Source organism: Nostoc sp. (assembly GCF_036917195.1).
Lineage (GTDB): Bacteria > Cyanobacteriota > Cyanobacteriia > Cyanobacteriales > Nostocaceae > Nostoc.
The window spans coordinates 1-23,165 of the sequence record NZ_JBALDG010000005.1 but is presented as its reverse complement, the minus strand read 5'-3'; the positions used below and the strand labels follow the sequence as shown (position 1 = coordinate 23,165).

The window sequence follows — 23,165 nt, the reverse complement described above, 5'->3', positions numbered from 1 at the left end:
GTTTAGCAGAAGTGTGACACCCCCCAAACTGGCATGTCAATCACCTGTTTCTATGTTTCCACTAAGTTTCCAAAGTTTCCATCGTACCAATATTGAATGGAAATGTCCCTCAAGACCCAACTAAGTACAAATCCCCATAAAAATGAGTCGGAATTCTGTTTTTTGTAGCTTAGATTTTGTTCATCAACCCGACTTTCAATTTGGATTTTCAACCTTTATTAATGACGGTGCGTACTAAGAGATAAAATTTCCCAGTCTCTTTTGCGATTAATTCAGTACTGATTTACGTTGCTCTCAGTATGACAGATGGCTATCAGGTCAGTTATGCATCATTCAGCAGAAATAGCTAGTTTTTGTTGCAAAAGCTAAAGATTATGTGTCATTCAAGAGTTATGTAAAAAACAAAAATAACCTGCAACAGAGAGGTTAGAAAAATCATGCGTACAAATACTGAATTGTGGAGTTCGACCCTTCACAAGTTCAGTGAAACGACGATGGCTTATTCTGCCCTGACTAAGCAAAATAATAACAGCTTAGAAGAAAATATACGCAACTCTATTTTCTCAGGAATGGGAGTTACAACAAAGGAATGTATATGGCAACAAGTGAGTCCTCTTTACGAACTGATGGTATAGAATTATTACACTTGTACCACCAGAATCCTTCTATTAAACTTCGCAATCAACTTGTACAGTTACATACTGGCTTAGTGCGGAAGATGGCTCATAAATTCAGCCATCAATGTAATGAACCTTATGAAGATTTAGAACAAATCGGTTATTTTGGTTTGATTAGGGCAATTGAGCGCTTCGACCCTAGCCAAGGATATGCTTTTAGTTCCTTTGCTGTGCCATATATTCGCGGTGAGATGCTGCACTTTTTGCGCGATCGCAGTACTCTATTAAAAATTCCCCGTCGTTGGCAAGAACTGTACAATGAAGGGCAAAAGATTCGTAAGGACTTGTCAATGTCTTTGGGTCGTGCGCCCAAGGATGCTGAAATTGCCAGCCAACTTCGAGTATCTGTGCAAGAATGGCAAGAAACCAAGTTAGCTGCTCAAAACCGTATGCCTTTGAGTTTAGATGCGACCGCTGTTAACTATGTTGATTGCCAAATAACCTTGGGTGAGGCACTTCCTTGTCCTCGTTCTCATGTTTTTCTGCAAGAAGAAGAAGAACGGCAACAACTCCAAGGCGCAATAAATATGTTAGAAGAAAAGCCCCGTATGGCAGTTGAAATGGTATTTTTGAAAGAACTTTCTCGCAAGGATGCTGCTAAGAATATTGGCACTAGTCCAATGACGGTAACGCGGTATCTGCAAAAGGGAATTCAGGATTTGATTTACTATTTGCAACCACAGGTAATGCCGACTGGATCTTCATGTCATTAGACAATGGCCAGTGGTTAGTAGAAAAGCAGCTGACAAATGACTAATAACTAATTATCGAGATTTTAAATCAGCGATCGCACCTTTAGTCATAGCAGCAATAGCTTGATCTGTCGCTTTCGGCAAATGATAATATTTACCACCTGCTGTTTGGGATAATTCCTTAGCAAAGCCAGTGGACACAAATTTACTTTCCGTATCAATTACTAATAGTTGCATCCCCAAAGCACGGATTCTGGCAGCAATTTCTAATAATTCCCCTTTGATATCTGGCTTTTCTCCTGGTTCTAGTTGTTCACCTAAAGAACGCGCTAAGGGAATATTACCCCGCCCATCGGTGATTGCTACAAGCACAACTTGCCCAATATCTCCACTCATCTGGGCATTTAAGCCGACACGCACAGCTTGGGTTAAACCATGCGCTAAGGGTGAACCCCCACCACAGGGCAACCTTTCTAAGCGGTTACGTGCCAAAGCAATGGAACGTGTTGGAGGTAATAACACCTCCGCCTGTTCTCCCCGGAAGGGAATCAATGCTATTTGGTCACGGTTTTGATAAGCTTCTGTTAACAGTTGCATTACCGCACCTTTAGCCGATTGCATTCGGTTCAGGGCCATTGAGCCAGAAGCATCTACCACAAACACTACTAACGCCCCTGCTTTGCGTACCAGGCGTTTCGAGCGAATATCAGCCTGTTCAACAATAACTTTTCTGTCTGGGTGTCTTTCTTTTCGGGCTTTTTGATAAGGAGCCGCAGCTCTTAGGGTAGCATCTACTGCAATGCGTCGCGCTTTCCCCTTGGGCAACATTGGCTTAATATAGCGTCCCCTGTCATCGGAAAATATGACACTGCGACTACCAGATTTACCTTGTCGCTTCGCCATTTGAGTAAAATACAGCACGCTGTCATCAAGGATTACCCCTTCCGGATCAAAAATGAATTCTTCCGGGATACTAGGGGGTTCTTGTTCTTGATTTTCTTCCTGTTCTTCTTGTTCTTCCTCTTCTGATTCGTCTGGGGGTTCTTCTTGATTTTGTGGTGGGGGTGGAGGTGGAGGTGGTGGTGGTTGCTCAGGTGGCGGTGTCTGCACAATTGTGGCTCGTGGTACAATCACCAGTTCTACAGCACGGCGCAAATCTTCGGCATTAACTGTTGTCCGTCCCTCTAAAGCCGCAGCAGCTTTGGCAACCCGCGTGGCGAATAACTCGGCGCGATGTCCCTGAACTCCTCCGCGAATAGACTCATCCACTAAGTAGGCAATTTGTTCATGGGTAATGGTTACTTCTTTCAACCATTCCCGTGCCAAGATGATTTGGGTTTTGAGGGAGTCTAAATCTTCGTTGTACTGCTGAAGAAAGTCTTGAGGAGATTTAGAATAGGCGATCGCAACCTCAACTGCTGCTACTCTTTGATCTAAGCCGAGTACACCATCAGCAGAGAGGGCGATCGCAATTCTATCTAGCAAATGCTCCCGTAATCCGCCTTCTTCTGGGTTGTATGTGGCAATAAACAGGGATTTACACGGATGCTGAAAACTAATTCCCTCCCGTTCAATCTGGTTGCGTCCCTCAGATAATACTGTTAACAGCTGATTTGATATTTGGTCATCTAATAAATTAATTTCATCTACGTACAAAACACCTCGGTTTGCTGTAGCGAGTAACCCCGGCTGAAAAATAGTGTCACCTTGTTTTACCGACTTTTCAACATCCACTGAGCCTAATAGTCGGTCTTCTGTAATACCTAGAGGAATTTGCAAGAAAGGCGCTGGGATAATTTCGACGGGAACATCTTGAATGTCTTTGCCTGCGGATGCCAATAGTTGATCATCCCATTCTTCTGGGTGATTGGGGTCACAGTTGCTGATTGAACCTTTAACAACTTCAATGGGCGGTAGTAGAGCGTGGATAGCACGAGCCATCACAGATTTTGCCGTACCGCGACGACCTGCGATCGCTACTCCCCCCAAACCAGGATCAACAGCTGCTAACAACAAGGCTAATTTAATTGCTTCTTGACCGACTACGGCTGTCAAGGGAAAGGCAGTGATCGTGGGATTGATAGTAGGCGCAGGCATTGTTTGCTTTCATAGCGAGTCTCGGCCTTTAGCATACCAATTTCTGGCACATTTAGAATATAAGAGCGATGTCTAACGACAAACCGCTACGCGTCTACGCATTTCCCTTGGGAGGAAGATTTATGAGTATTGCTCAAAGGTTGTTTGAAAAGTAGTTGGCTGTGATTTTAGGCACTTAATTGATCCCCCTAACCCACGTCAGTCGCTCCACTTGGGGAGACCCCTCTGAGCGACTGGCTCCCCTTAAAAAGGGGGAACCGGAATCAAAGTCCCCCAATTTATCGGGGGATTTAGGAGGATCGAGAACGTTTTGATACCTACAATAGGACTTTTCAAACATCCTCTCAGGCTAAACGCTTCACACTGGATAAATACCACAGGCTTACTGAATTGGGCTTTTTCCATGAAGATGACCACATTGAATTAATTAACGGGGAAATTATTGAAATGGCATCTAAAGGTAAAGCCCATGAAACTTGACTGGATAATCATTTTTGGGCAAAAGGCTGAAGATATTTTTTAGAATTTTTGGAAATGAATTTATAATCATTATCTTTTAGCCGTTAGCCCAAATTTGAAGATATGCTTGACTATTTTTATACTATTTTTATTAATTTTAAACATTTCTGTAACACACCAAACTTCAAATTCAAATTTACATTGTTTCATATACATTGAATTTTTCTCACTGACTTACTTAAACTTTGATAAATTGCATAAGGAATCTATACTGCATCCTCAGAATCTGCTAAACTACAGGTGAAAGCTAACACCCTAAAAATTGCTATAACAAGTTACTCAATACTCAAAGAAGTCCTGCTGACTCATATAATCGTTTGAGCATTGCTGAAATTTTTGTACCATAATCTAAATCTGCTGACCACCGCCCTGATAGCTGATCAATTAATGGCGCAATCCCGCGTGTGACAAAGCGAAACCGTGGATCTACTACTTCTTGTACCAAAGGTTCTAAACTAGCGTAAGCTTTTAAATGTTGGATATGTGCCCTCACTCCAATTCTGGCACTTGCAAAAGATGCAGCCTCCGAACCACCACCGATCGCACCTAAGCCGGCAAAGTTATTTTGCTCAGGTTTAATATCACCACCAAACCGTAAAAATCCAGTTTCTATACACATTTGGCAAAAGGCAATATCATAGTTTACTCCCTCTATACTTGCTTCTTCCCGATAAAGTTTTGGGATGTCAGGAAACTTTACTAAAGCATTTTCATTATTGTTTCTAAGAAATAATTGTAACTGGACTTCGGAAGTATTACCGTTCGACATCACCCGCGAAAATTGACCAGGGCAAACCACCAAATTTGATCGCAAGCTGACAGTACGAGTTGCAGCATCCCAACTAACTGCAACATTCAAATCTCGCAGTTCGACCGCTTTGACATAAACTACTTTGTGATAGGTAATCCGATTCACATTAGCTGCTTTTGAAAGGTCAATCCGCAGAAGGTCTACTAAATCAATGGGAATGTAAGCATTACCATTAACTAAAACTCCTTGCTCTGAGTAATTTTGCCCATTAATATTTATATTAATTGCTGGATAATTTGGTTCTGCCGGAGTTCCAGGAGTGGGGTCAATCACACGACTCCAAGTTACTAGTCCATCGGCAATTCCCAAAGCAAAATCGCGGCGGCGAGTTTGCAGTAAAGCCCGATCCTCTGGATTGCTGAGAAACCCCACTTGCATCACCAAAGCTGGAAGCGTTGTCTGGCGACAGAATGTTAAACGACCCAATCCACTATCTGTATCTGGCTTGACTCCCCGATTCGGTAATTGGGGTACGCGGCGCAATAACCCCACTAGCAACTGTTCAGCATTGCTTCTGCGATCGCTATTATTAGCAATGTAGAAGACGCTAGCCCCACGCACAGAAGGGCTGTTAGCCGCATCAGATTCAATTTCTAGGGCGATATCACCCCGGCGGCCACGGGAATTGATCCAGGTGATAGTTTGAGCGGCACTCAAGTCATCAGGGACTGCTAAAATTTCCAAATTCCGCGCTCTTAGTTCCGTGACAATCAAATCCCGGAGCAGAATCATTTCTTTAGCTTCAGTTGTACCACCTGCGATCGCACCTGGATCGATTCCTCTAGCTTCTTTGCCTCCATGAGCCGCTGATATAAAAATACGTCCCATTTTCAGTATTTCCTCTGATCCAATTAAGTGTAAACAATTCTATACATTATTTTTGGTCTAGCAACAAGAATATAATAGCTATCAGTTGGGAAATGTACCGCAGTGTTAATTACCAACCCATGACTTCATAAATAGACTAGAATGCAAATTCCCCGCTTGCACCCAGACACAATTGAGGAAGTTAAACTACGGGCTGATATTGTAGATGTCGTCTCGGAGTACGTAGTTTTACGCAAACGTGGAAAAGATTTTGTCGGTTTGTGCCCCTTCCATGATGAGAAATCTCCCAGTTTCACCGTCAGCCAGACCAAGCAAATGTACTATTGCTTCGGCTGTCAAGCTGGGGGAAATGCCATTAAGTTTGTCATGGAGTTGGGAAAGCGTTCTTTTGCTGACGTGGTGCTGGATTTAGCACGGCGTTACCAAGTACCTGTGCAAACACTCTTACCCGAACAACGCCAAGAATTACAGCGTCAGCTATCTTTGCGTGAGCAGTTGTATGAAGTTCTGGCAACCTCCGCACAGTTTTATCAACACGCCCTTAGACAATCACAAGGGCAAAAGGCAATTCAATATTTGCAATCTAACCGTCAACTTAAAGAAGAAACAATACAGCAATTTGGTTTAGGTTATGCTCCCGCAGGTTGGGAAACTCTCTATCGCTATCTAGTGGAAGATAAACGTTTGCCCGCGCAGATACTGGAAAAAGCGGGCTTGATTAAGCCACGCTCTTCCGGGGGCGGTTATTATGATGTATTTCGCGATCGCTTGATGATTCCCATCCGTGATGTCCAAGGGCGCGTCATTGCCTTTGGCGGTAGAACCCTCACGGATGAGCAACCTAAATATCTGAATTCACCAGAAACGGAACTTTTTAGTAAAGGTAAAACATTATTTGCCCTTGATCAAGCCAAAGGTGGGATTTCCCAACTCGATCAAGCGGTAGTGGTAGAGGGATATTTTGATGCGATCGCTCTCCACGCCGCTGGTATTAATAACGCCGTCGCCTCCCTCGGTACTGCCTTAAGCCTAGAACAAGTGCGGTTAGTATTACGCTACACCGAATCGAAACAATTAGTACTTAACTTTGATGCTGATAAAGCTGGAACAAATGCTGCTGAACGGGCGATCGGTGAAATTGCCGAACTAGCATATAAAGGTGAAGTTCAGCTAAAGATTCTCAATCTACCCGATGGTAAAGATGCTGATGAATACTTGCATAGCCACACATCAGAAGATTATGGAGAATTGCTAAAAAATGCGCCACTTTGGCTAGACTGGCAGATTCAGCAAATTATTCAAGACCGCGACTTGAGACAGGCTACTGATTTTCAGCAAGTAACTCAGCAATTAGTCAAATTACTTAAAAACATAGCTAATAGCGATACACGCAACTATTATGTTTCCTACTGTGCAGAAATACTCAGCTTGGGAGAAATCAGACTTATACCTCTACGAGTCGAAAATCTACTAACTCAAATTGCTCCCCCTGCGGCTACATACACTAAGCCTGTATCAGCCAAGAAAGCATGGGGAGGTAGCAAATCCCACTCCCCACTTTCTAGTGAACGCAGTCTTTTAGAACACGCAGAAGCCTTATTACTGCGAATTTACTTGCATTGTCCTGAACAGCGTCAAGCGATTAGTGACGAACTAGAAGAACGAGATTTGCAATTTAGTCTTTCTCACCACCGATTTTTATGGCAACAGATTTTAGAAATTTCATCTGGTGATGGAGAGACGAAAAATTTTTCGTTTCCACCAGATTTAATTTCCCGCCTGCAAGACCAGTTTTTAGAATTTGGCAGCGAGATGGGGTTAATTTCCCATTTATTTCATGTAAATGAAAAAAACCAGAAAGAAATACTTCGGACTCCCCAAGTGGTTCAAGCTGCGATCGCTTGCATGGATCTGGTGATGCTTGAAAAACGCTACCGTCACTTTTTGGAACTATGGCAACAAACCGATCCAGAAGCTGAACCAGAGCGTTATCAATCTTATTATCAGGCTTTCTACGCCGAAAAAATCAAGCTTCAAAAAATAGATCGGCAACGGTTATTTTCCATCACAGAGTTGTTGTAGCTTACAATGCTTAGATATCAGTTAAGAATAAACATTTTAGAGGGTTATTTTTATGTGCCACCTACACTTTCTCAAAAGTGGTATCGGTGGTGAACCATTTTCCAGATGTTTAGCACCACCAATTTAAAACTCTATTCTAATGGTTTCGTTAGTATCAAGTCTTATTTACATCTCTCAACAATGCCTAACCCTAGAGGTAATCCTCAAAATTTTGAACCAGCACAACCAAAGGGGAATGAGTTATTGACTTACCAATTAAGTTTTCGTGTTACCAAAGAAATGAAGGATGCAGTTAAAGCTAAGGATGACCCGCCTGAGTTTTGTCGTCAAGCTATTCAGAAGGCACTAGATGAGGGTGTGTAGTTAATTGTTCAATAACTTAAACTTACTAAATATAGAAAAACCTCCCGGCCGTGCAAGGGAGGCTGTATATTGCAAATGATTGTTTCCAGATACCATCAACGGGAATCACCAATTACCCTGAAAGTTAGATTAATTCTTGGTTGAACCTATGTGTCACTAGTTTTACACTTTATTTAATCCGCATTCCTAAGCTTGTAGAAGAGAGCAATGGAAGTGAGGTTTTCCAGATCCTTTGAACAGCTAACGAAGATTAGCGATCGCCTTTAGCAGAACGGCGCGATGCAGACGAACGAGCACCAGACTTATCGCCATTCGTGACAGGTGGCGCTACCTTACGTTTAACCGATGTCTGTGGTGACAGTTTAGCAGTACGGGCCGGACGCTTATCACCTCCGGGTTTCGGTCTGTGTTGGCGTCCATTTGGGATTGGTTCAGGCTTGGTATCAGAGTTGGGGCCAAAGCCAGCAACCACTTCCTTCGGCAAGCGCTGCTCGATCAGTTTTTCAATATCTGCCAATAGAGGGTATTCATCGACACACACCAGCGATACGGCTTCACCTGACGCGCCAGCGCGACCAGTGCGCCCAATGCGATGAACATAATCTTCCGGTACATTGGGCAGATCGAAGTTGACTACATGGGGCAGTTCGCTGATATCAAGACCCCTAGCAGCAATATCCGTCGCCACCAATACCTGTAAGCTGCCATTCTTGAACTTTGCCAGAGCATTGGTACGCACCGGCTGGCTCTTGTTACCGTGGATTGCCAGGGCTTGAATGCGGTCTTCAGCCAGCTGCTTAACCAAACGGTCAGCACCATACTTAGTGCGAGTGAACACTAACACTTGATACCAATTATCTCGCCGAATCAGGTGAGCAAGTAATTGGCGTTTTTTGTCACGGTCTACCTGGTAAACTTTCTGTGCGATCGTGTCGGCAGTAACATTGCGGCGTGCTACCTCAATCATCGTTGGATGATTGAGCAGTCCGGCGGCCAGTGCCTTGATTTTGTCCGAGAAAGTAGCGAAGAATAGCAAATTTTGTCGCTGTTTGGGCAGGAGTGAGAGGATGCGGCGGATATCATGAATAAAGCCCATATCCAGCATCCGATCTGCTTCATCTAGCACCAAAACCTCAATATGCGACAGGTTGACTGTGCCCTGCTGTACGTGGTCTAGCAGTCGCCCTGGAGTAGCGACTAGAATATCCACTCGGTTCTTCAAACGCTGTTTTTGCAGATTAATACCGACTCCGCCGAACATCACCATCGAGTTTAGCTGCAAGTACTTGCCGTACTCGCGCACGCTTTCTTCCACCTGTGCAGCGAGTTCACGAGTTGGGGTGAGAATCAGCGCCCGGATCGGCCGGTAGCCATTAGATGTACCTTTGATGCTCTTGTCAGACGACAACCGATGCAGGAGCGGCAGGGTAAAACTAGCGGTCTTTCCAGTGCCAGTTTGTGCCCCAGCTAGCAAATCGCTACCCGACAAGACGGCAGGAATCGCCTGGATCTGAATTGGCGTGGGTTCGGTGTACCCTCGTTCAGTAACGGCACGGATAATTTCATTGGACAAGCCGAGAGTAGAAAAAGACATAAAACTCCAAAAATAACATCGGCCTGTCGCCAATGGCGGCGTCAGTCTTAGGCGGACGGATAAAAAATCATTAAAAGGCTGGATGGGCAGTAGCGCAAAGACTGAGAGCGAGTGCCGCAGCTGTGTATTATAACAGATTACAGTCCATTGTGTCCTTAAAGTTGCTCTAATTCAGTGGTGTGTTAAATTAGCATTACTTGCAAAATAATGTGTTAAACAATTGGGAGAAATTCATTATCGCAATCCAAAAGCAACTGATTAATTCGCAAATCAAGTCACCTCATGTCTTCTTGATTGACCATGAGAATAACAATCGTGGTCTGATCGACACCAATGAGGCGCTACAGCTAGCCGAGAGCTTAGAGCTTGACTTGGTTGTAGTCTCTCAAGGCAAAGAGGCTCCAATCGCCAAGATTCTTAACTATGGCAAGCTTCAATATCAAAAGAAAAAACGTCAAAGCCAGAGTGCTAGACCCACGGTAAAGGAAGTTCGGTTCGGTCTAAACGTGGGTATAGCTGATTACAATTTACGCATTCAGAAAGCAGTTGAGTGGTTGAGTAAAGGCGATTCAGTGAAGTTTGCCATTCGTTTACGAGGCCGAGAACATCAATATCGTGACCAAGCTGGAGAAATGCTAGACAGAATTGCAAATGATCTCAGTAAAGTAGGTAAAATCCAGTCGCTGGATAAACGCTCACTAATTGTTCAAGTGATTCCTGCCTAGTTAATCTTGCAATGGCTGGAGGATGTATTTGTAGCAGCCTTTGACAACAAGAGGCAAGGGAGAAAAAGGATTTTCGGTACGAACCGCCACCATTAGGGACGGAATCTTCTGATATTTGAGCGCTGTTCTGCCCTGCCCCCTTGTGGGCAGTCTTCTTTCTCCCCTGCCCCCTGCCAAGAACTGCCTCTAATTAACACTCTCACAGCGATGATAAACACGGCATTAGCTGGTTTTCACGTAAAGCCGTGGGATTCTAGGCTCAACGGTAAGGAACGAAAAAAACCGGAGGCAATAGTGTAGCTTTTATCGACAAAATAGTCAACTGTTACTCAAGGTGAATTTGACCTTCCGATCAAATAAGCGCCGGGGGATAGCTAATTCAATCGGCGCATTTAGTGATTAAGTGTGTCAAGGCATCAATCAAGCGATCGCTTTCCATCGGAATAATATCTTTGCCATGCATAATCTCCTGAGCAATCACTAAATGCACTATTGACCCCATCAAAATCCATACCATTGCCTCTGGATCAGGAATATTGAGTTCATGGCGAGAAGCCAGGTATTGACTGATAATCTCGCTCCCAGGTTTAGCGATACAACTGAGGAAAACCTGAGATAACTCCGGAAAACGAGCAGACTCCCCAATTAGCACTCGCTGAAATCCCTGAAATTCCTTGTCATTGAGCATCTGTGTCAAGGCTTTTGTTAACAACTCCCGCAGGACGATATGAGGTTCTCCCTCAAGAGGTTGTGTACCAAAAACTGACTCAAACCGCTTTCTTGCTAGTTGCTCCATTAATGCTTTAAAAAGTCCTTCTTTATCGTGAAAGTGGCTGTAAACTGTTGCTTTAGAAACGCCTGATCCTACTGCTACCCGATCCATGCTTGCACCAGCATAGCCATGTGCCAAAAACTCTTGCATCGCGCCTTGTAAAATTTTTTCGACTTTATCGTTTGAACCCTCCCGCTCAACTTCGTTAATTTTTATGTGGGTCATTTTTTAATTATCCTGTGCTGTGGAACCATCTTAAAAATAATTCAAATTAAAATTCAAAATCCTCTCGCCTTTGCAATCAATCTCAATAAGAGAATTGCTCTAAAATAAATTTTTCTTTCCTTAAGCTTTATCCTTTCATTGGCTTTTTCCAATTCTCTATGAGCATACATATTATGCCCATAGCCTAGAAGCTTTGGACTAAACTTAGCAAGCCTGCCTTTGCAGGCTAATTATATGCATATTTATCTAGATTTGGTATGTAGGACAAATTAGTAACAACTTTAGCTACGCGATATTGACTAAACTACTCCATTTAGTTTAGTATAGTAAAACTATACGGTTTAGTTTTATTGTCCACTAGTCTAAGATGGGTGCTATGGAGCGAAACTTAAAGCTAGATGAATCGCGGTTTTCCCAAAATATCTTCAGATTGCCTGTTTTGTTGGCAATGTTAGCATCTTTTATGCTAGGTGCATTAAGTGTTTATGCGATACAAAAGTTTCAGAGTACAGCTAAGAAGCCGCAAGCCACATCACCCTCACCCAAGCAAGTGGTAAAAACAGTAACAGCGTTGGGGCGGTTGGAACCGAAAGGAGAGGTAATAAAACTTTCTGCACCTACCTCGAATGAAGGGAATCGCGTTGAACAACTCTTGGTTAAAGAAGGGGATAGGGTAAGATTTGGGCAGGTAATTGCGGTTATGGACAGTCGCGATCGCCTACAAGCAAATTTGCGTGAAGCAGAAAAACAAGTCCAAGTAGCCAAATTCCGTCTTGCCCAAGTAAGAGCGGGAGCGAAACAGGGAGAAATTGGGGCGCGGCAAGCCTCTGTGAGCCGTATACAAGCTGAACTAGAGGGAGATATCAAAACTCAGCAAGCCACAATTAATCGCCTAGAAGCGGAACTAGAGGGTCAAAAACAGCAGTTAAAAGCAACAGTGGCTCGCTTAACAGCCGAGAAAGGTAATGCCCAAGCTGACGCCCAACGCTACGAGACTTTATACCAACAAGGAGCAATTTCCAGTCAGGAAGTTGACAGGAGACGCTTGAGTGCAGAAACTTCCACTCAGCAGTTGCTGGAAAGCCAAGCTACCCAGAGAACAACTATCGCCACTCTAGAACAGCAAATTAATGAGGCAAAAGCCAACCAGAACAAAACTTCAGCCACCTTGCAACAGCAAATTAATGAGGCAAAAGCCACGCTGAACCAAACCGCTGAAGTGCGTCCAACAGATGTAGCAACTGCACAAGCAGAAATAGACAGTGCTCAAGCCACCGCCGAGAAAATTAAAGCAGAACTGGCACAGGCATACGTTCTGGCTCCTAAACCTGGTCGAATTTTAGAGATTAATACGCGATCGGGAGAAACTGTTGGTAATGAAGGAATTGTGGATCTAGGTCAAACCGACCAAATGTATACGGTAGCAGAAGTTTATCAAACTGATATTAAGAAAGTGCGTCCGGGGCAACGAGTACGCATCAGTAGCGATTCCCTACCTAATGAATTATTCGGAAGGGTAGATTGGATTGGTATGCAGATAAAACGGCAGAATGTTATCAATGCCGACCCTTCTAGCAATATTGATGCCAGAGTAGTGGAAGTGCATGTGCAGATGAATCGGCTATCCAGCCAAGAAGCTACTAGCTTAACTAATCTGCAAGTCAAGGCGGTGATTGAACTGTGATTGGATTTATCCAGCAACTGCGGCGGCGGACGCCTCTAGGATGGCTGCAATTGAGTCATGAAAAAGGGCGTTTTTTGGTGGCATTGTCAGGCATTGCCTTTGCCGATGTTCTCATGTTCATGCAGCTAGGGTTTCAGAATGCCCTGTTTGACAGTAACACCAGGCTACATGCCAGTATGCAAGGAGACATCATGTTAGTTAGTCCCCAAGCTCGTAACCTGGCAAATATGTCTACATTTCCTCGGCGGCGACTGTACCAGGCAATGGATATGCCGGGGGTGAAGTCAACCGAAGCAATGTATCTCAACTTTATCGATTGGAAAAATCCCCAAACGCACCAGGAAACAGCGGTACTAGTTATAGGGTTCAATCCTGACAAGCAACTTTTTGACTTACCGGAAGTTAACCGCGACTTGGACGTGATTAAGTTACCAGATAGCGTCTTGTTTGACAGTGCTTCTAGAGGAGACTATACAAAGGTAATCGCCCAAATTGAACAGGGTAAACCCGTTACAACCGAAATAGAACGACGCACAATTACTATTAATGGCTTATTTAAGGTTGGAGCTTCTTTTATCGCAGATGGTAGCTTGATTACCAGCGATCAAAACTTTTTGCGATTATTTCCCAGACAACAGGCAAGCAGTGTAAGTTTAGGTTTGATTCAGCTACAACCAGGCTATGACCCAAAGCAAGTGGCAAACACCTTGAAATCTTACCTGGGTAAGGATGTCAAAGTTTTTACCCACGATGAATTTATCGCCTTTGAGAGGGACTATTGGCAGAAAAACACCGCCATCGGGTTTATTTTCAGTCTAGGTGTAACGATGGGGTTTTTGGTAGGGGTAATTATCGTCTATCAAGTTCTTTCTACGGATGTGAATGCCCATATGAAGGAATATGCCACCTTCAAAGCAATGGGTTATAACAATCTTTACCTACTAAGTGTGGTGTTTGAAGAGGCAGTAATTCTGGCAGTACTGGGCTTTATCCCAGGAGCAATTGTGCCCTTGGGACTCTACCATATGACTCGTAATGCTACGAATTTACCTGTATATATGACCTTAGCACGAGCCTTGACAGTGTTAGTGCTGACTATGATTATGTGTTTAATTTCGGGTGCGATCGCCACTCGTAAATTACAGTCCGCCGACCCTGCAGATATGTTTTAAAAAATGGCTATGGGGCGTAAGGATAATTAATAATTCCAAATCTAAAATTTAAAATCTAAAATCTAAAATCGGTATGCTTCCTGTTATCTCTGTCAAAAATCTTGACCACTACTTCGGTCATGGTCAACTTCGCAAGCAAGTTCTCTTTGATATCAATCTAGATATTAACGCCGGCGAAATTATTATTATGACTGGGCCTTCTGGTTCTGGTAAAACTACACTTCTCACTTTAGTCGGCGGCTTACGTTCTGCCCAATCTGGTAGTTTGCAGGTTTTGGAACAAGAACTTTGTGGTGCTAACGCCAGACGACTCACCCAGGCGCGACGCAATAATGGTTATATTTTCCAAGCGCACAATCTGCACGGTAGCCTGAGTGCGTTGCAAAACGTCAGAATGGGCTTGGAATTGCACAAAAATATTTCGCAACTTGAAATGAAAACCCGGTCAGCCCAAATGTTGGAGGAGGTAGGATTAGGAGAGCGCCTGAATTATTATCCTGATGACTTATCAGGGGGACAAAAACAACGAGTAGCGATCGCTCGTGCTCTAGTTGGTCGTCCTAAAATTGTCTTAGCGGATGAACCCACCGCCGCCCTTGACAGTAAATCGGGACGAGATGTGGTCAACTTGATGCAAACACTAGCTAAAGAACAGGATTGTACTATTCTCTTAGTTACTCATGACAACCGCATTCTAGATATTGCCGATCGCATCGTATACATGGAAGATGGGAAGTTAGTAAATGACGGTGCTGTTGTTGCAGTTAGTTAGGCTGGTTCTTTTCAAGATGTTTTATTAACAAGAAAATAGCCAGAAAGTGCTATTTAACTATTTTGATCGGAAAATCGTCTCTGTGGTTTCACTAATGTCAATCTACCGACTGATCTGCTAGACATTTGAAAGGTTTACTGTTATATAATAAATGCTTGCCAGAGTCTGGAGTGCATCAATTGTGGGCATCGATGCCGTCAAAGTAGGCGTGGAAGTCGATGTGTCAGGGGGATTACCGGGAATTGTTGTCTTGGGACTGCCAGATTCAGCGATTCAAGAATCAAGAGAAAGAGTCAAAGCAACGCTGAAGAATGCAGGTTTCGCCTTTCCCATGCGGAAAATTGTGATCAATTTAACTCCGGCAGATTTACGGAAAGAAGGCCCCTGTTTCGATTTGCCTATTAGTGTGGGAATTTTGGCGGCTTCTGAACAAGTTAGCGCTGATATGTTGGGGGATTATCTCTTCTTGGGCGAAGTCTCTTTAGATGGCAGTTTGCGTCCGGTGGCTGGTGTCTTACCGATCGCAGCAGCTGCTCAAAAGATGGGAATTGCAGGTTTAGTTCTCCCTGCTGATAATGCCCAAGAAGCGGCTGTGGTTCAAGACTTGGCTGTTTACGGCTGCAAACATCTGTCTGAGGTGGTGGATTTTTTAAATAATCCGGGGCGTTACAAACCTGTGCAGATAGATGGCACAACGGAGATAGCAACAGTATCCTACCCTGGCGCAGATTTGCATGATGTCAAAGGACAAGCTCATGCGCGTCGTGCTTTAGAAATTGCTGCTGCTGGCGGGCATAATTTAATTTTTGTTGGGCCGCCTGGTAGTGGTAAAACTATGTTAGCACGACGCTTACCAGGAATTTTGCCGCCCCTAAGTTTTGCCGAATCTTTAGAAGTGACTCGCATCCATTCGGTGGCTGGTTTATTGAAAAATCGTGGTTCATTGGTACGCGATCGCCCTTTTCGCAGCCCCCACCACTCAGCATCCGGGCCTTCTCTTGTGGGTGGCGGTAGCTTTCCTCGTCCTGGGGAAATCTCACTATCTCACAGAGGTGTACTGTTCCTCGATGAACTCACAGAATTTAAACGAGATGTTTTAGAATTTCTACGTCAACCTTTAGAAGATGGCTACGTGACAATTTCCCGCACCAAACTATCGGTAATGTTTCCTGCACAGTTTACTTTGGTGGCGAGTACTAATCCCTGTCCTTGTGGTTACTATGGCGATACCATCCAACAATGTACTTGTTCTCCTCGTCAACGCGAGCAATATTGGGCAAAACTTTCTGGGCCATTGATGGATCGAATTGATTTACAAGTTGCGGTGAATCGCTTGAAACCAGAAGAAATTACTCAACAACCTACGGGAGAAGCATCAACATCAGTGCGCCAACGGGTTCAACAAGCAAGCGATCGCGCAATTACCCGCTTCCAAAAAGAAGCAAATCTGCGTTGCAATTCCCATATGCAGAGTCGTCATCTCCAGGAATGGTGCAAGCTAGATGATGCTAGTCGCAATTTATTAGAAGTAGCAATTAGAAAATTAGGTTTATCGGCAAGAGCAAGCGATCGCATTCTCAAAGTAGCACGGACTATTGCAGACTTAGCGGGAGACGATGAGCTCAAAACCAATCATGTAGCCGAAGCGATTCAATATCGCACAATTGATAGAATGCAGTAGGAATCTTGTAATGATGGCTTAAGTCTGTTAAGGGTTGACCATAAAGAAAAAGGTACAAGCCCATAAATAAATTTAGGGGCTTGTTATCGCTCTTCCATCACTCTGCTCAAAGAAAAATCTTAGCCAACTTTTAAACAAGAGTCAGAAACTAGGTTTGGAGCTTTATTTTCTAACATTATGGCTAAAATCATCCTTTTTGCCTGAAAGTCTTTTTTAGCAAAGATTATTGTTTTTTCTCCGGAGAGAATGATTAAAGAGCATTATCCCTGTTTTGTCACTCTCGGAAAACAATAATCGAAGCTTGATTCTGAAACTTTGATTGAGTCAAGCTTTGAACCTCTATTTTCTAACAGGAACTAAAATTTGTAGCCAAAACCTGAAGATTAAAGCCCTGAAAGTCTTTCAGCAATTGGTTTCTCCCAAAGTGACAAAAGAGGGTTATATCATGTCCGCTTAAAGACTTATCATAAAGACGGCAGGGGGAAAGAGGGTTTTCCGGTTTTTGCACAGAAGGTAAGCGCTTAATTCTGGTAACTAAACCGATGACACCTAAAGCAAGAATGCCTAACACTTCTGATGGTTCAGGTACTTGTGCCGATAATACTATCACCCAGAACTGCTCTTGTAGCACTAAAACGTCAATTTGTCCGCGCAGTATCTCCTCGCCATCATCCAGCACTAATTCCACGGATGATTCAGCCTTAATTCTGAAAGGAGGCTCGTAAAATCCGGAGAGTGCAAGTATTGGTGACACCAACAACAATATGACTGTCCCTTCTAGTAAATCACCTCCGGCACGGTGATAGAGATACCTGCGCCGCACGACATCCACAGAGGCTTTTTCCGCTTCCGTAATTTCAGACAATCCCTCATACCACTCTGAGAAAAACTCCTCGTCTTCAACACGGACAAAACTAAATCGATTTTCTGCATCCTGAAGAGTGGTAATCGCTTCTGTAATTACTGCCGTCTGTGTCATTGCTTTTAGGTAACAGTTGCTTTGTTATATTATCAACATCAGTACATCTTTATGAGCGCCAATTGGCACGTAGGCGTAGCCCGTCGTAGACATCGCATTCTCAAAGTAATACGGATTATTGCAGATTTAGCCGGAGACGATGAGCTAAAAACCAATCAGGTGGCGGAAGTAATTCAATATCGCACGATAGATAGGATGCAGTAAAAATTTTCGGCGTTGCTGAATGAGAGGATGAATTTGCTCACGCTCCAGACGCAGCGAAAAGTCAAAAACTCAGGCTTACTTAGATGAGAACTTTTTAAAACAGAGGCATAGAGAATAAAAGTTTAATATCTAGAATTTTTAAATTTTATACCTAGATTCAGCAATACCAAATTTTAAGTTAATATTTTATATGAGTCTACCCTAGAGATAAGGGTTTAAAGAATATTGCTTGCGCTGTACTAAAGTGCAAGCTACTAAAGTCTAATTTATGATTCTCTCTTGAACGTGGTTTGAATTAGTCCGATATAAGAAAGTTTTTCCGCGCCACAAGAGGGGGGGTATGCACTTCAAAAGCGCTCTTACTAATGACTAGTGACTAATGACTAATCAATCAAACAATTATGTGATCGCTTTCACTGCATTTTATATACTAAAGCTATCGCATTACCTATTGTCACCAAAAAGCAAATTATTTATAGATAGTACCGTCAAGGAAATTATCGACTCTACTAAATTCCTCCTCCAGGACGCTGCACAAACTCCCTTGGGTGGATGCCGTTACTTAAGAAATAAGTATCCAATATATCAGGAAGTAAGCGACATTCCCTAAGGAGACTGATTGGATGAATTTACAGGCGATTTGGAAGTTATTACAAGAGACATTCAAAGAATGGAATGAGGATAAAGCTTCACGGTTAGCGGCGGCCTTAGCTTACTACACAATTTTTTCCATTGCACCGTTGTTGATTATTGTAATTGCGATCGCAGGGGTAGTATTTGGAGAAGATGCAGCAAGGGGTCAAATCGTTGGACAAATTCAAGGTTTAGTCGGTAAAGATGGGGCACAATTTATCCAAACAGCTATTCAGAATGCTAACAAACCACAAACAGGAGCGATGGCTTCCATTATTAGTGTTGTAGTTTTGCTAGTGGGTGCTACTGGTTTATTTACCGAGTTGCAAGATTCCCTCAACACGATTTGGGAAGTCAAACCGAAACCCGGACGCGGCGTAAATAACATGATTCGCCTACGCTTTTTGTCCTTTGCAATGGTGATCGGGATTGGCTTTCTACTTTTAGTTTCTCTGGTAATTAGTACGGGGTTAGCAGCATTAGTAAAATACTTTGGCAACATCCTACCCGGTATTGATTTCCTCTGGCGAATAGTTAACTTTGTTTTATCTTTTTCGATCACTACAGCACTATTTGGATTAATTTTCAAAGTTCTGCCAGATGTCAAAATTACTTGGAATGATGTTTTTATTGGATCTGTTATTACCTCATTTTTGTTCTCTATCGGTAGGTTTTTATTAGGACAATATCTAGGTAATGGCAGTTTTGGTTCTACCTACGGTGCTGCCGGTTCACTGGTAGTGCTTTTAGCTTGGGTTAACTATGCTGCACAGATTCTTTTCTTCGGTGCAGAGTTTACCCAAGTTTATGCCAGAAGGTATGGAAGCGGTATAGTCCCAACAAAGGATGCCATACCTCTGTCTGATAATACCGAAGATAATGGCACAAATCCAACAGGGCGATCGTCCACTAATAAAAAGCCATCTTCTAACTTGATTAATCGCTTATTCCAGTCTTTTAAGAAGCCGAAACGCTTAAAAAATAGAAGAAAAGATTAGCGATTTTAATCTTGGAATACTGTGATTTTATATTTGTAAATCTGATAAATATTAAAGGATTTAACCTCTAATAAAAGTCAGTTTTATGAAATAAGACCACAGATAAATAACCTTATCCTGGATTTTTTCCAGAAATCTATTGAGAAAGGAAGAAAATCAGTGTTAATGGAAAAATGGTTTTTTATCAATTGGCAGTCAATCTTTGTTCCTAGCATTAGCGTATTGGAGTTGATTATCCGTGGTTCGCTGGTATATTTAGCGCTATTTTCAGTGCTACGTTTCCTTCCTAGCCGACAACTAGGAACACTAGGAATAAGTGATTTACTAGTAGTTGTGCTATTTGCTGAAGCTGCCCAAAATGCTATGGCGAGCAATTATACATCGATTACTGAGGGCGCTATTCTGGTAGGAACTGTGATTTTTTGGAGCTATTTGCTAAATTGGTTAGGCTACAAAATACCCCAGTTTCAACGTTTTATGAATCAGCCACCGCTGCTACTGGTAAAAAATGGTCGGATGATTCAGCGTCATTTGCAACGAGAGTTAATTACAGACGATGAGTTGATGAGCAAGTTACGTCAGCAAGGTGTGGAATTTTTAGCAGATGTGAAGTTTGCATATATAGAGGCTGACGGTAGGATTAGTATCATCACCTTTGATTCAAAAACTCGTTCTGTCCCTGAGCAAAAAGCAGCACTAAAAAGTGATCTACATTAATTAGACTGTAAAATATGACGGTTGTATTCTGTGCCGAACTGTGATTGAGCGCTATACTTTGCCCGAAATGGCTAATCTGTGGAGTGAAGCCTATAAACTAAAAACTTGGCTGCAAGTCGAAATTGCTGTTTGTGAGGCTCAAGCTGAACTGGGTTACATTCCATCTCAGGCGGTTGAGGAAATTAAGGCCAAGGCAGATTTTGACCCCGATAGGGTGCTGGAAATTGAGGCTGTAGTCCGCCACGATGTCATCGCTTTCTTGACAAATGTCAACGAATATGTGGGTGATGCCGGACGCTACATTCACCTGGGTTTAACCAGTTCGGATGTTTTGGATACAGCTTTAGCACTGCAATTGGTTGCCAGCCTGGATATATTATTGCAACGTCTGGAAGATTTGATTCAGGTAATTCGCCAAAAAGCACAAGAACATCGTCATACAGTGATGGCTGGTCGATCGCATGGTATCCACGCTGAACCGATTACTTTTGGTTTCAAGCTAGCTGGCTGGTTAGCAGAAGTGTTGCGACACCAAGAACGCTTGAGAATTCTTCACCAAACTATTGCTGTGGGTAAAATTTCTGGTGCGGTAGGAACCTATGCTAACGTTGAACCGCGTGTAGAAGCGATCGCTTGCCAAAAACTCGGACTCAAACCCGATACGGCCTCAACACAAGTTATTTCCCGCGATCGCCACGCTGACTATGTGCAACAATTAGCTTTAGTAGCGGCATCCATCGAACGTTTTGCTGTAGAAATTCGCAATCTGCAAAAAACAGACGTTCTGGAAGTTGAAGAATTCTTCGCCAAAGGTCAAAAAGGTTCCTCAGCGATGCCACACAAGCGTAATCCCATCCGTTCGGAACGGCTGACAGGAATGGCACGACTCGTCAGAAGTCATGCAGGTGCAGCCTTGGAAAACGTAGCTCTCTGGCATGAAAGGGATATTTCTCACAGTTCTGTAGAACGGGTAATTTTGCCAGACGCTTGCACTTTGACGCATTTTATGTTGATAGAAATAACCGACTTGGTGAAAAACCTATTGGTCTATCCTGAGAACATGGAACGAAATCTCAACTCCTATGGTGGCGTTGTGTTCAGCCAAAAAGTGCTACTTGCCTTGATAGACAAGGGAAGCAGCCGTGAAGAGGCTTATGCGATCGTTCAAGAAAACGCTCATGCTGCTTGGAATAAGCCAGAAGGCAATTTTCACGACTTAATTACCAAAGACTCTCGTGTTACCCAAAAGTTGTCCCTAGCAGAAATTGAGATGAGTTTTGACCCCCAACAGCATCTTCTGCATTTAGAAGAGGTTTACCAAAGGTTGGGTATTTAGCTTTAATTGGTAATTGGCATGGGTTCATAGGGGATTACGAATTGCTATAACTCCTATTTACTTGAAATTAGTGGGTAAAAAACCGCACGCCAGTTGCTTCAACACAGGCAAAATACACACAGCCTTGGCTCATCTACACGAGGCTTTATCCGCATAGCCTTTGGCTTATGCAAAGCAATACGCGGGTTAGAAAGCGATTAATTAGACTCGCCGATGAGTCTTTAATACTCGTCAACGAGTCTTTGATACTCGTGAATGAGTCTTTAATACTCGCTGACGAGTCTTTGATACTCGTGAATGAGTCTTTAATACTCGCTGACGAGTCTTTGATACTCGTGAACGAGTCTTTGATACTCGCTGACGAGTCTTTGATACTCGTGAACGAGTCTTTGATACTCGTGAACGAGTCTTTTTTACTCGTGAACGAGTCTTTGATACTCGCGGACGAGTCTTTGATACTCGTCAACGAGTCTTTGATACTCATAAATGGAGCTTTTGTAGGGAATACAGCGAATTTTAATTTGATAACAATACCTTTGCCAAAAGAAGAGGATGAAGAGAAAGGGCTGATGTAGTAGAGTTATTGTCTCTCACAACGACAATTCAAAAACCACAAGGCACTAAACATTAACCTTTCCCCAAGCCAAATTCTGATTTGATTTTTGCTACTTAACTAAGTCTTGCTCGATAGTCTTTATAAGAAAATTGCCGTTCAACCTAACCTACATTGATAGATTTTATTAAAAGTAATCACCCGAACTTGATATTACGTTTGAGCAACTAAAAATCAAGTATTTAAGCTGGACATTGGTCATGCATTGGGCATGGAAAATTAACCAATGCCTCATGCCCAACCTCAACGAATAAATGTATTGCGTAAGTCCGACAAATTTTAGTTCAGTGCTGGAATTATTACTAGCAGTGGGTAGTATAAACAACAAATACTTACTCACCTAGCACTCTGAGTGCCCTAATGATTGAAATCCTAGCCACGCTTTCTGCCTCTGCGGCAGCAGGAATGAGAATAGGTACACCTCTGCTGATTATCGGACTGTTGCAGGGTAGTAACTTATGGTCACAAGTTCCAATTTTGTCTCACATTTCTCCACCAATCTTATTAGGCTGCCTCAGCTGTTGGTCTTTAATTGAATTATTAGCCTCAAAAAAGCTATGGGGGCAAAGATTGCTACAACTGGTTGAATTATTCATGTCTCCCCTCGTGGGAGCAATTATGGGGTTAGGAGTAGCTTCTGCAACAGCAACGCCAAACTGGCTAATTGCCTTAATTGGGGGTTTGTTAGCTTTAGTACTCCAGCTAGTTCAAGTTGGTTGGTTCTATCGGTTACGTGGCTTACCTTTGTGGGCAGTCTTTCTTCAAGATACCTTGTGTGTAGCTCTAGTACTTTTTGCCTTTGGTGCTCCCTCGCAAGGAGGATTAATTGCTTTAATGCTGCTCTGGTTTGCAGTTCGTAGCGCGAAGCAGTGGTATGACTGGTATTGGCAGAAAAGTTAGCGGGACTTAAACAAAAGTAAAAGACAAAAAAAGGTATAATGCTTAACTAGATTAGCTTTTACGTTATAAAAGCCTGATGAAAGAAACGACC

At 43.0% G+C, this 23,165-nt stretch carries 19 protein-coding genes and 1 pseudogene; 15 read left to right on the top strand and 5 right to left on the bottom strand.

Going from position 1 to position 23,165, the window contains the following annotated elements; genetic code table 11:
• The first annotated feature begins 595 nt into the window (after positions 1 to 595).
• Entirely contained in the window at positions 596 to 1,390 is a 795-nt protein-coding gene (locus V7K40_RS00655; RefSeq protein ID WP_334955903.1) for an RNA polymerase sigma factor SigF, read from the top strand.
• 51 nt (positions 1,391 to 1,441) lie between these two features.
• Here V7K40_RS00655 and bchD read toward each other — a convergent pair whose 3' ends face one another.
• Positions 1,442 to 3,466, bottom strand: a complete 2,025-nt coding sequence (gene bchD, locus V7K40_RS00650; RefSeq protein WP_334955902.1) for a magnesium chelatase ATPase subunit D — start codon at positions 3,464 to 3,466, stop codon at positions 1,442 to 1,444.
• 363 nt (positions 3,467 to 3,829) lie between these two features.
• On the opposite strand from bchD, the pseudogene V7K40_RS00645 reads away from it, so the two are divergent.
• A pseudogene (locus tag V7K40_RS00645) lies at positions 3,830 to 3,943 on the top strand (Uma2 family endonuclease); the annotation flags it as partial.
• A gap of 328 nt (positions 3,944 to 4,271) precedes the next feature.
• On the opposite strand, the gene V7K40_RS00640 reads toward V7K40_RS00645, so the two are convergent.
• Positions 4,272 to 5,624, bottom strand: a complete 1,353-nt coding sequence (locus V7K40_RS00640; RefSeq protein WP_334955901.1) for an N-acetylmuramoyl-L-alanine amidase — start codon at positions 5,622 to 5,624, stop codon at positions 4,272 to 4,274.
• A gap of 141 nt (positions 5,625 to 5,765) precedes the next feature.
• Here V7K40_RS00640 and dnaG point away from each other — a divergent pair, with 141 nt between their 5' ends.
• Together dnaG and V7K40_RS00630 are read left to right on the top strand one after the other, a co-directional pair.
• Positions 5,766 to 7,706, top strand: coding sequence for a DNA primase (dnaG, locus tag V7K40_RS00635; RefSeq protein WP_334955900.1), 1,941 nt, complete (start codon positions 5,766 to 5,768; stop codon positions 7,704 to 7,706).
• A 105-nt stretch (positions 7,707 to 7,811) separates the two neighbouring features.
• Complete coding sequence (locus V7K40_RS00630; RefSeq protein ID WP_334955899.1) at positions 7,812 to 8,069, top strand: hypothetical protein; 258 nt, start codon at positions 7,812 to 7,814, stop codon at positions 8,067 to 8,069.
• Between the two features lie 250 nt (positions 8,070 to 8,319).
• On the opposite strand, the gene V7K40_RS00625 is transcribed toward V7K40_RS00630, so the two are convergent.
• Positions 8,320 to 9,663, bottom strand: coding sequence for a DEAD/DEAH box helicase (locus tag V7K40_RS00625; protein ID WP_334955898.1), 1,344 nt, complete (start codon positions 9,661 to 9,663; stop codon positions 8,320 to 8,322).
• 209 nt (positions 9,664 to 9,872) lie between these two features.
• On the opposite strand from V7K40_RS00625, the gene infC reads away from it, so the two are divergent.
• Positions 9,873 to 10,388, top strand: a complete 516-nt coding sequence (gene infC, locus V7K40_RS00620; RefSeq protein ID WP_334955897.1) for a translation initiation factor IF-3 — start codon at positions 9,873 to 9,875, stop codon at positions 10,386 to 10,388.
• A 379-nt stretch (positions 10,389 to 10,767) separates the two neighbouring features.
• Here infC and V7K40_RS00615 read toward each other — a convergent pair whose 3' ends face one another.
• A complete protein-coding gene (locus tag V7K40_RS00615; protein ID WP_334955896.1) occupies positions 10,768 to 11,385 on the bottom strand; it encodes a TetR/AcrR family transcriptional regulator in 618 nt (205 codons plus the stop codon).
• A 376-nt stretch (positions 11,386 to 11,761) separates the two neighbouring features.
• On the opposite strand from V7K40_RS00615, the gene V7K40_RS00610 reads away from it, so the two are divergent.
• From V7K40_RS00610 to V7K40_RS00595, 4 genes are all read left to right on the top strand, one after another.
• Positions 11,762 to 13,069: an ABC exporter membrane fusion protein gene (locus V7K40_RS00610; RefSeq protein WP_334955895.1), complete on the top strand. Its 1,308-nt coding sequence runs from the start codon at positions 11,762 to 11,764 to the stop codon at positions 13,067 to 13,069.
• Positions 13,066 to 14,241 (top strand): ABC transporter permease DevC, encoded by a 1,176-nt coding sequence (gene devC, locus V7K40_RS00605; protein ID WP_334955894.1) that lies wholly within the window; start codon positions 13,066 to 13,068, stop codon positions 14,239 to 14,241. The genes V7K40_RS00610 and devC overlap by 4 nt, the downstream gene beginning before the upstream one ends.
• Before the next feature lie 73 nt (positions 14,242 to 14,314).
• Positions 14,315 to 15,013, top strand: a complete 699-nt coding sequence (locus V7K40_RS00600; RefSeq protein ID WP_334955893.1) for a DevA family ABC transporter ATP-binding protein — start codon at positions 14,315 to 14,317, stop codon at positions 15,011 to 15,013.
• Between the two features lie 151 nt (positions 15,014 to 15,164).
• Complete coding sequence (locus tag V7K40_RS00595) at positions 15,165 to 16,694, top strand: YifB family Mg chelatase-like AAA ATPase (RefSeq protein ID WP_334955892.1); 1,530 nt, start codon at positions 15,165 to 15,167, stop codon at positions 16,692 to 16,694.
• Positions 16,695 to 17,040: 346 nt separating this feature from the next.
• Here V7K40_RS00595 and V7K40_RS00590 read toward each other — a convergent pair whose 3' ends face one another.
• Entirely contained in the window at positions 17,041 to 17,673 is a 633-nt protein-coding gene (locus V7K40_RS00590; RefSeq protein WP_334955891.1) for a PEP-CTERM sorting domain-containing protein, read from the bottom strand.
• A gap of 51 nt (positions 17,674 to 17,724) precedes the next feature.
• On the opposite strand from V7K40_RS00590, the gene V7K40_RS00585 reads away from it, so the two are divergent.
• From V7K40_RS00585 to V7K40_RS00560, 6 genes are all read left to right on the top strand, one after another.
• Positions 17,725 to 17,877 (top strand): hypothetical protein, encoded by a 153-nt coding sequence (locus V7K40_RS00585; RefSeq protein WP_334955890.1) that lies wholly within the window; start codon positions 17,725 to 17,727, stop codon positions 17,875 to 17,877.
• Between the two features lie 623 nt (positions 17,878 to 18,500).
• Positions 18,501 to 19,508: a YihY/virulence factor BrkB family protein gene (locus V7K40_RS00580; RefSeq protein WP_334955889.1), complete on the top strand. Its 1,008-nt coding sequence runs from the start codon at positions 18,501 to 18,503 to the stop codon at positions 19,506 to 19,508.
• A gap of 165 nt (positions 19,509 to 19,673) precedes the next feature.
• Positions 19,674 to 20,225: a YetF domain-containing protein gene (locus tag V7K40_RS00575; RefSeq protein WP_334955888.1), complete on the top strand. Its 552-nt coding sequence runs from the start codon at positions 19,674 to 19,676 to the stop codon at positions 20,223 to 20,225.
• Positions 20,226 to 20,265: 40 nt separating this feature from the next.
• Entirely contained in the window at positions 20,266 to 21,561 is a 1,296-nt protein-coding gene (gene purB / locus V7K40_RS00570) for an adenylosuccinate lyase (protein WP_334955887.1), read from the top strand.
• 167 nt (positions 21,562 to 21,728) lie between these two features.
• Positions 21,729 to 22,136 carry a hypothetical protein gene (locus tag V7K40_RS00565; protein ID WP_334955886.1) on the top strand — a complete coding sequence of 136 codons (408 nt, stop codon included), beginning with the start codon at positions 21,729 to 21,731 and terminating at the stop codon, positions 22,134 to 22,136.
• A 398-nt stretch (positions 22,137 to 22,534) separates the two neighbouring features.
• Positions 22,535 to 23,074: a DUF4126 domain-containing protein gene (locus tag V7K40_RS00560; RefSeq protein ID WP_334955885.1), complete on the top strand. Its 540-nt coding sequence runs from the start codon at positions 22,535 to 22,537 to the stop codon at positions 23,072 to 23,074.
• Positions 23,075 to 23,165: the final 91 nt, after the last annotated feature.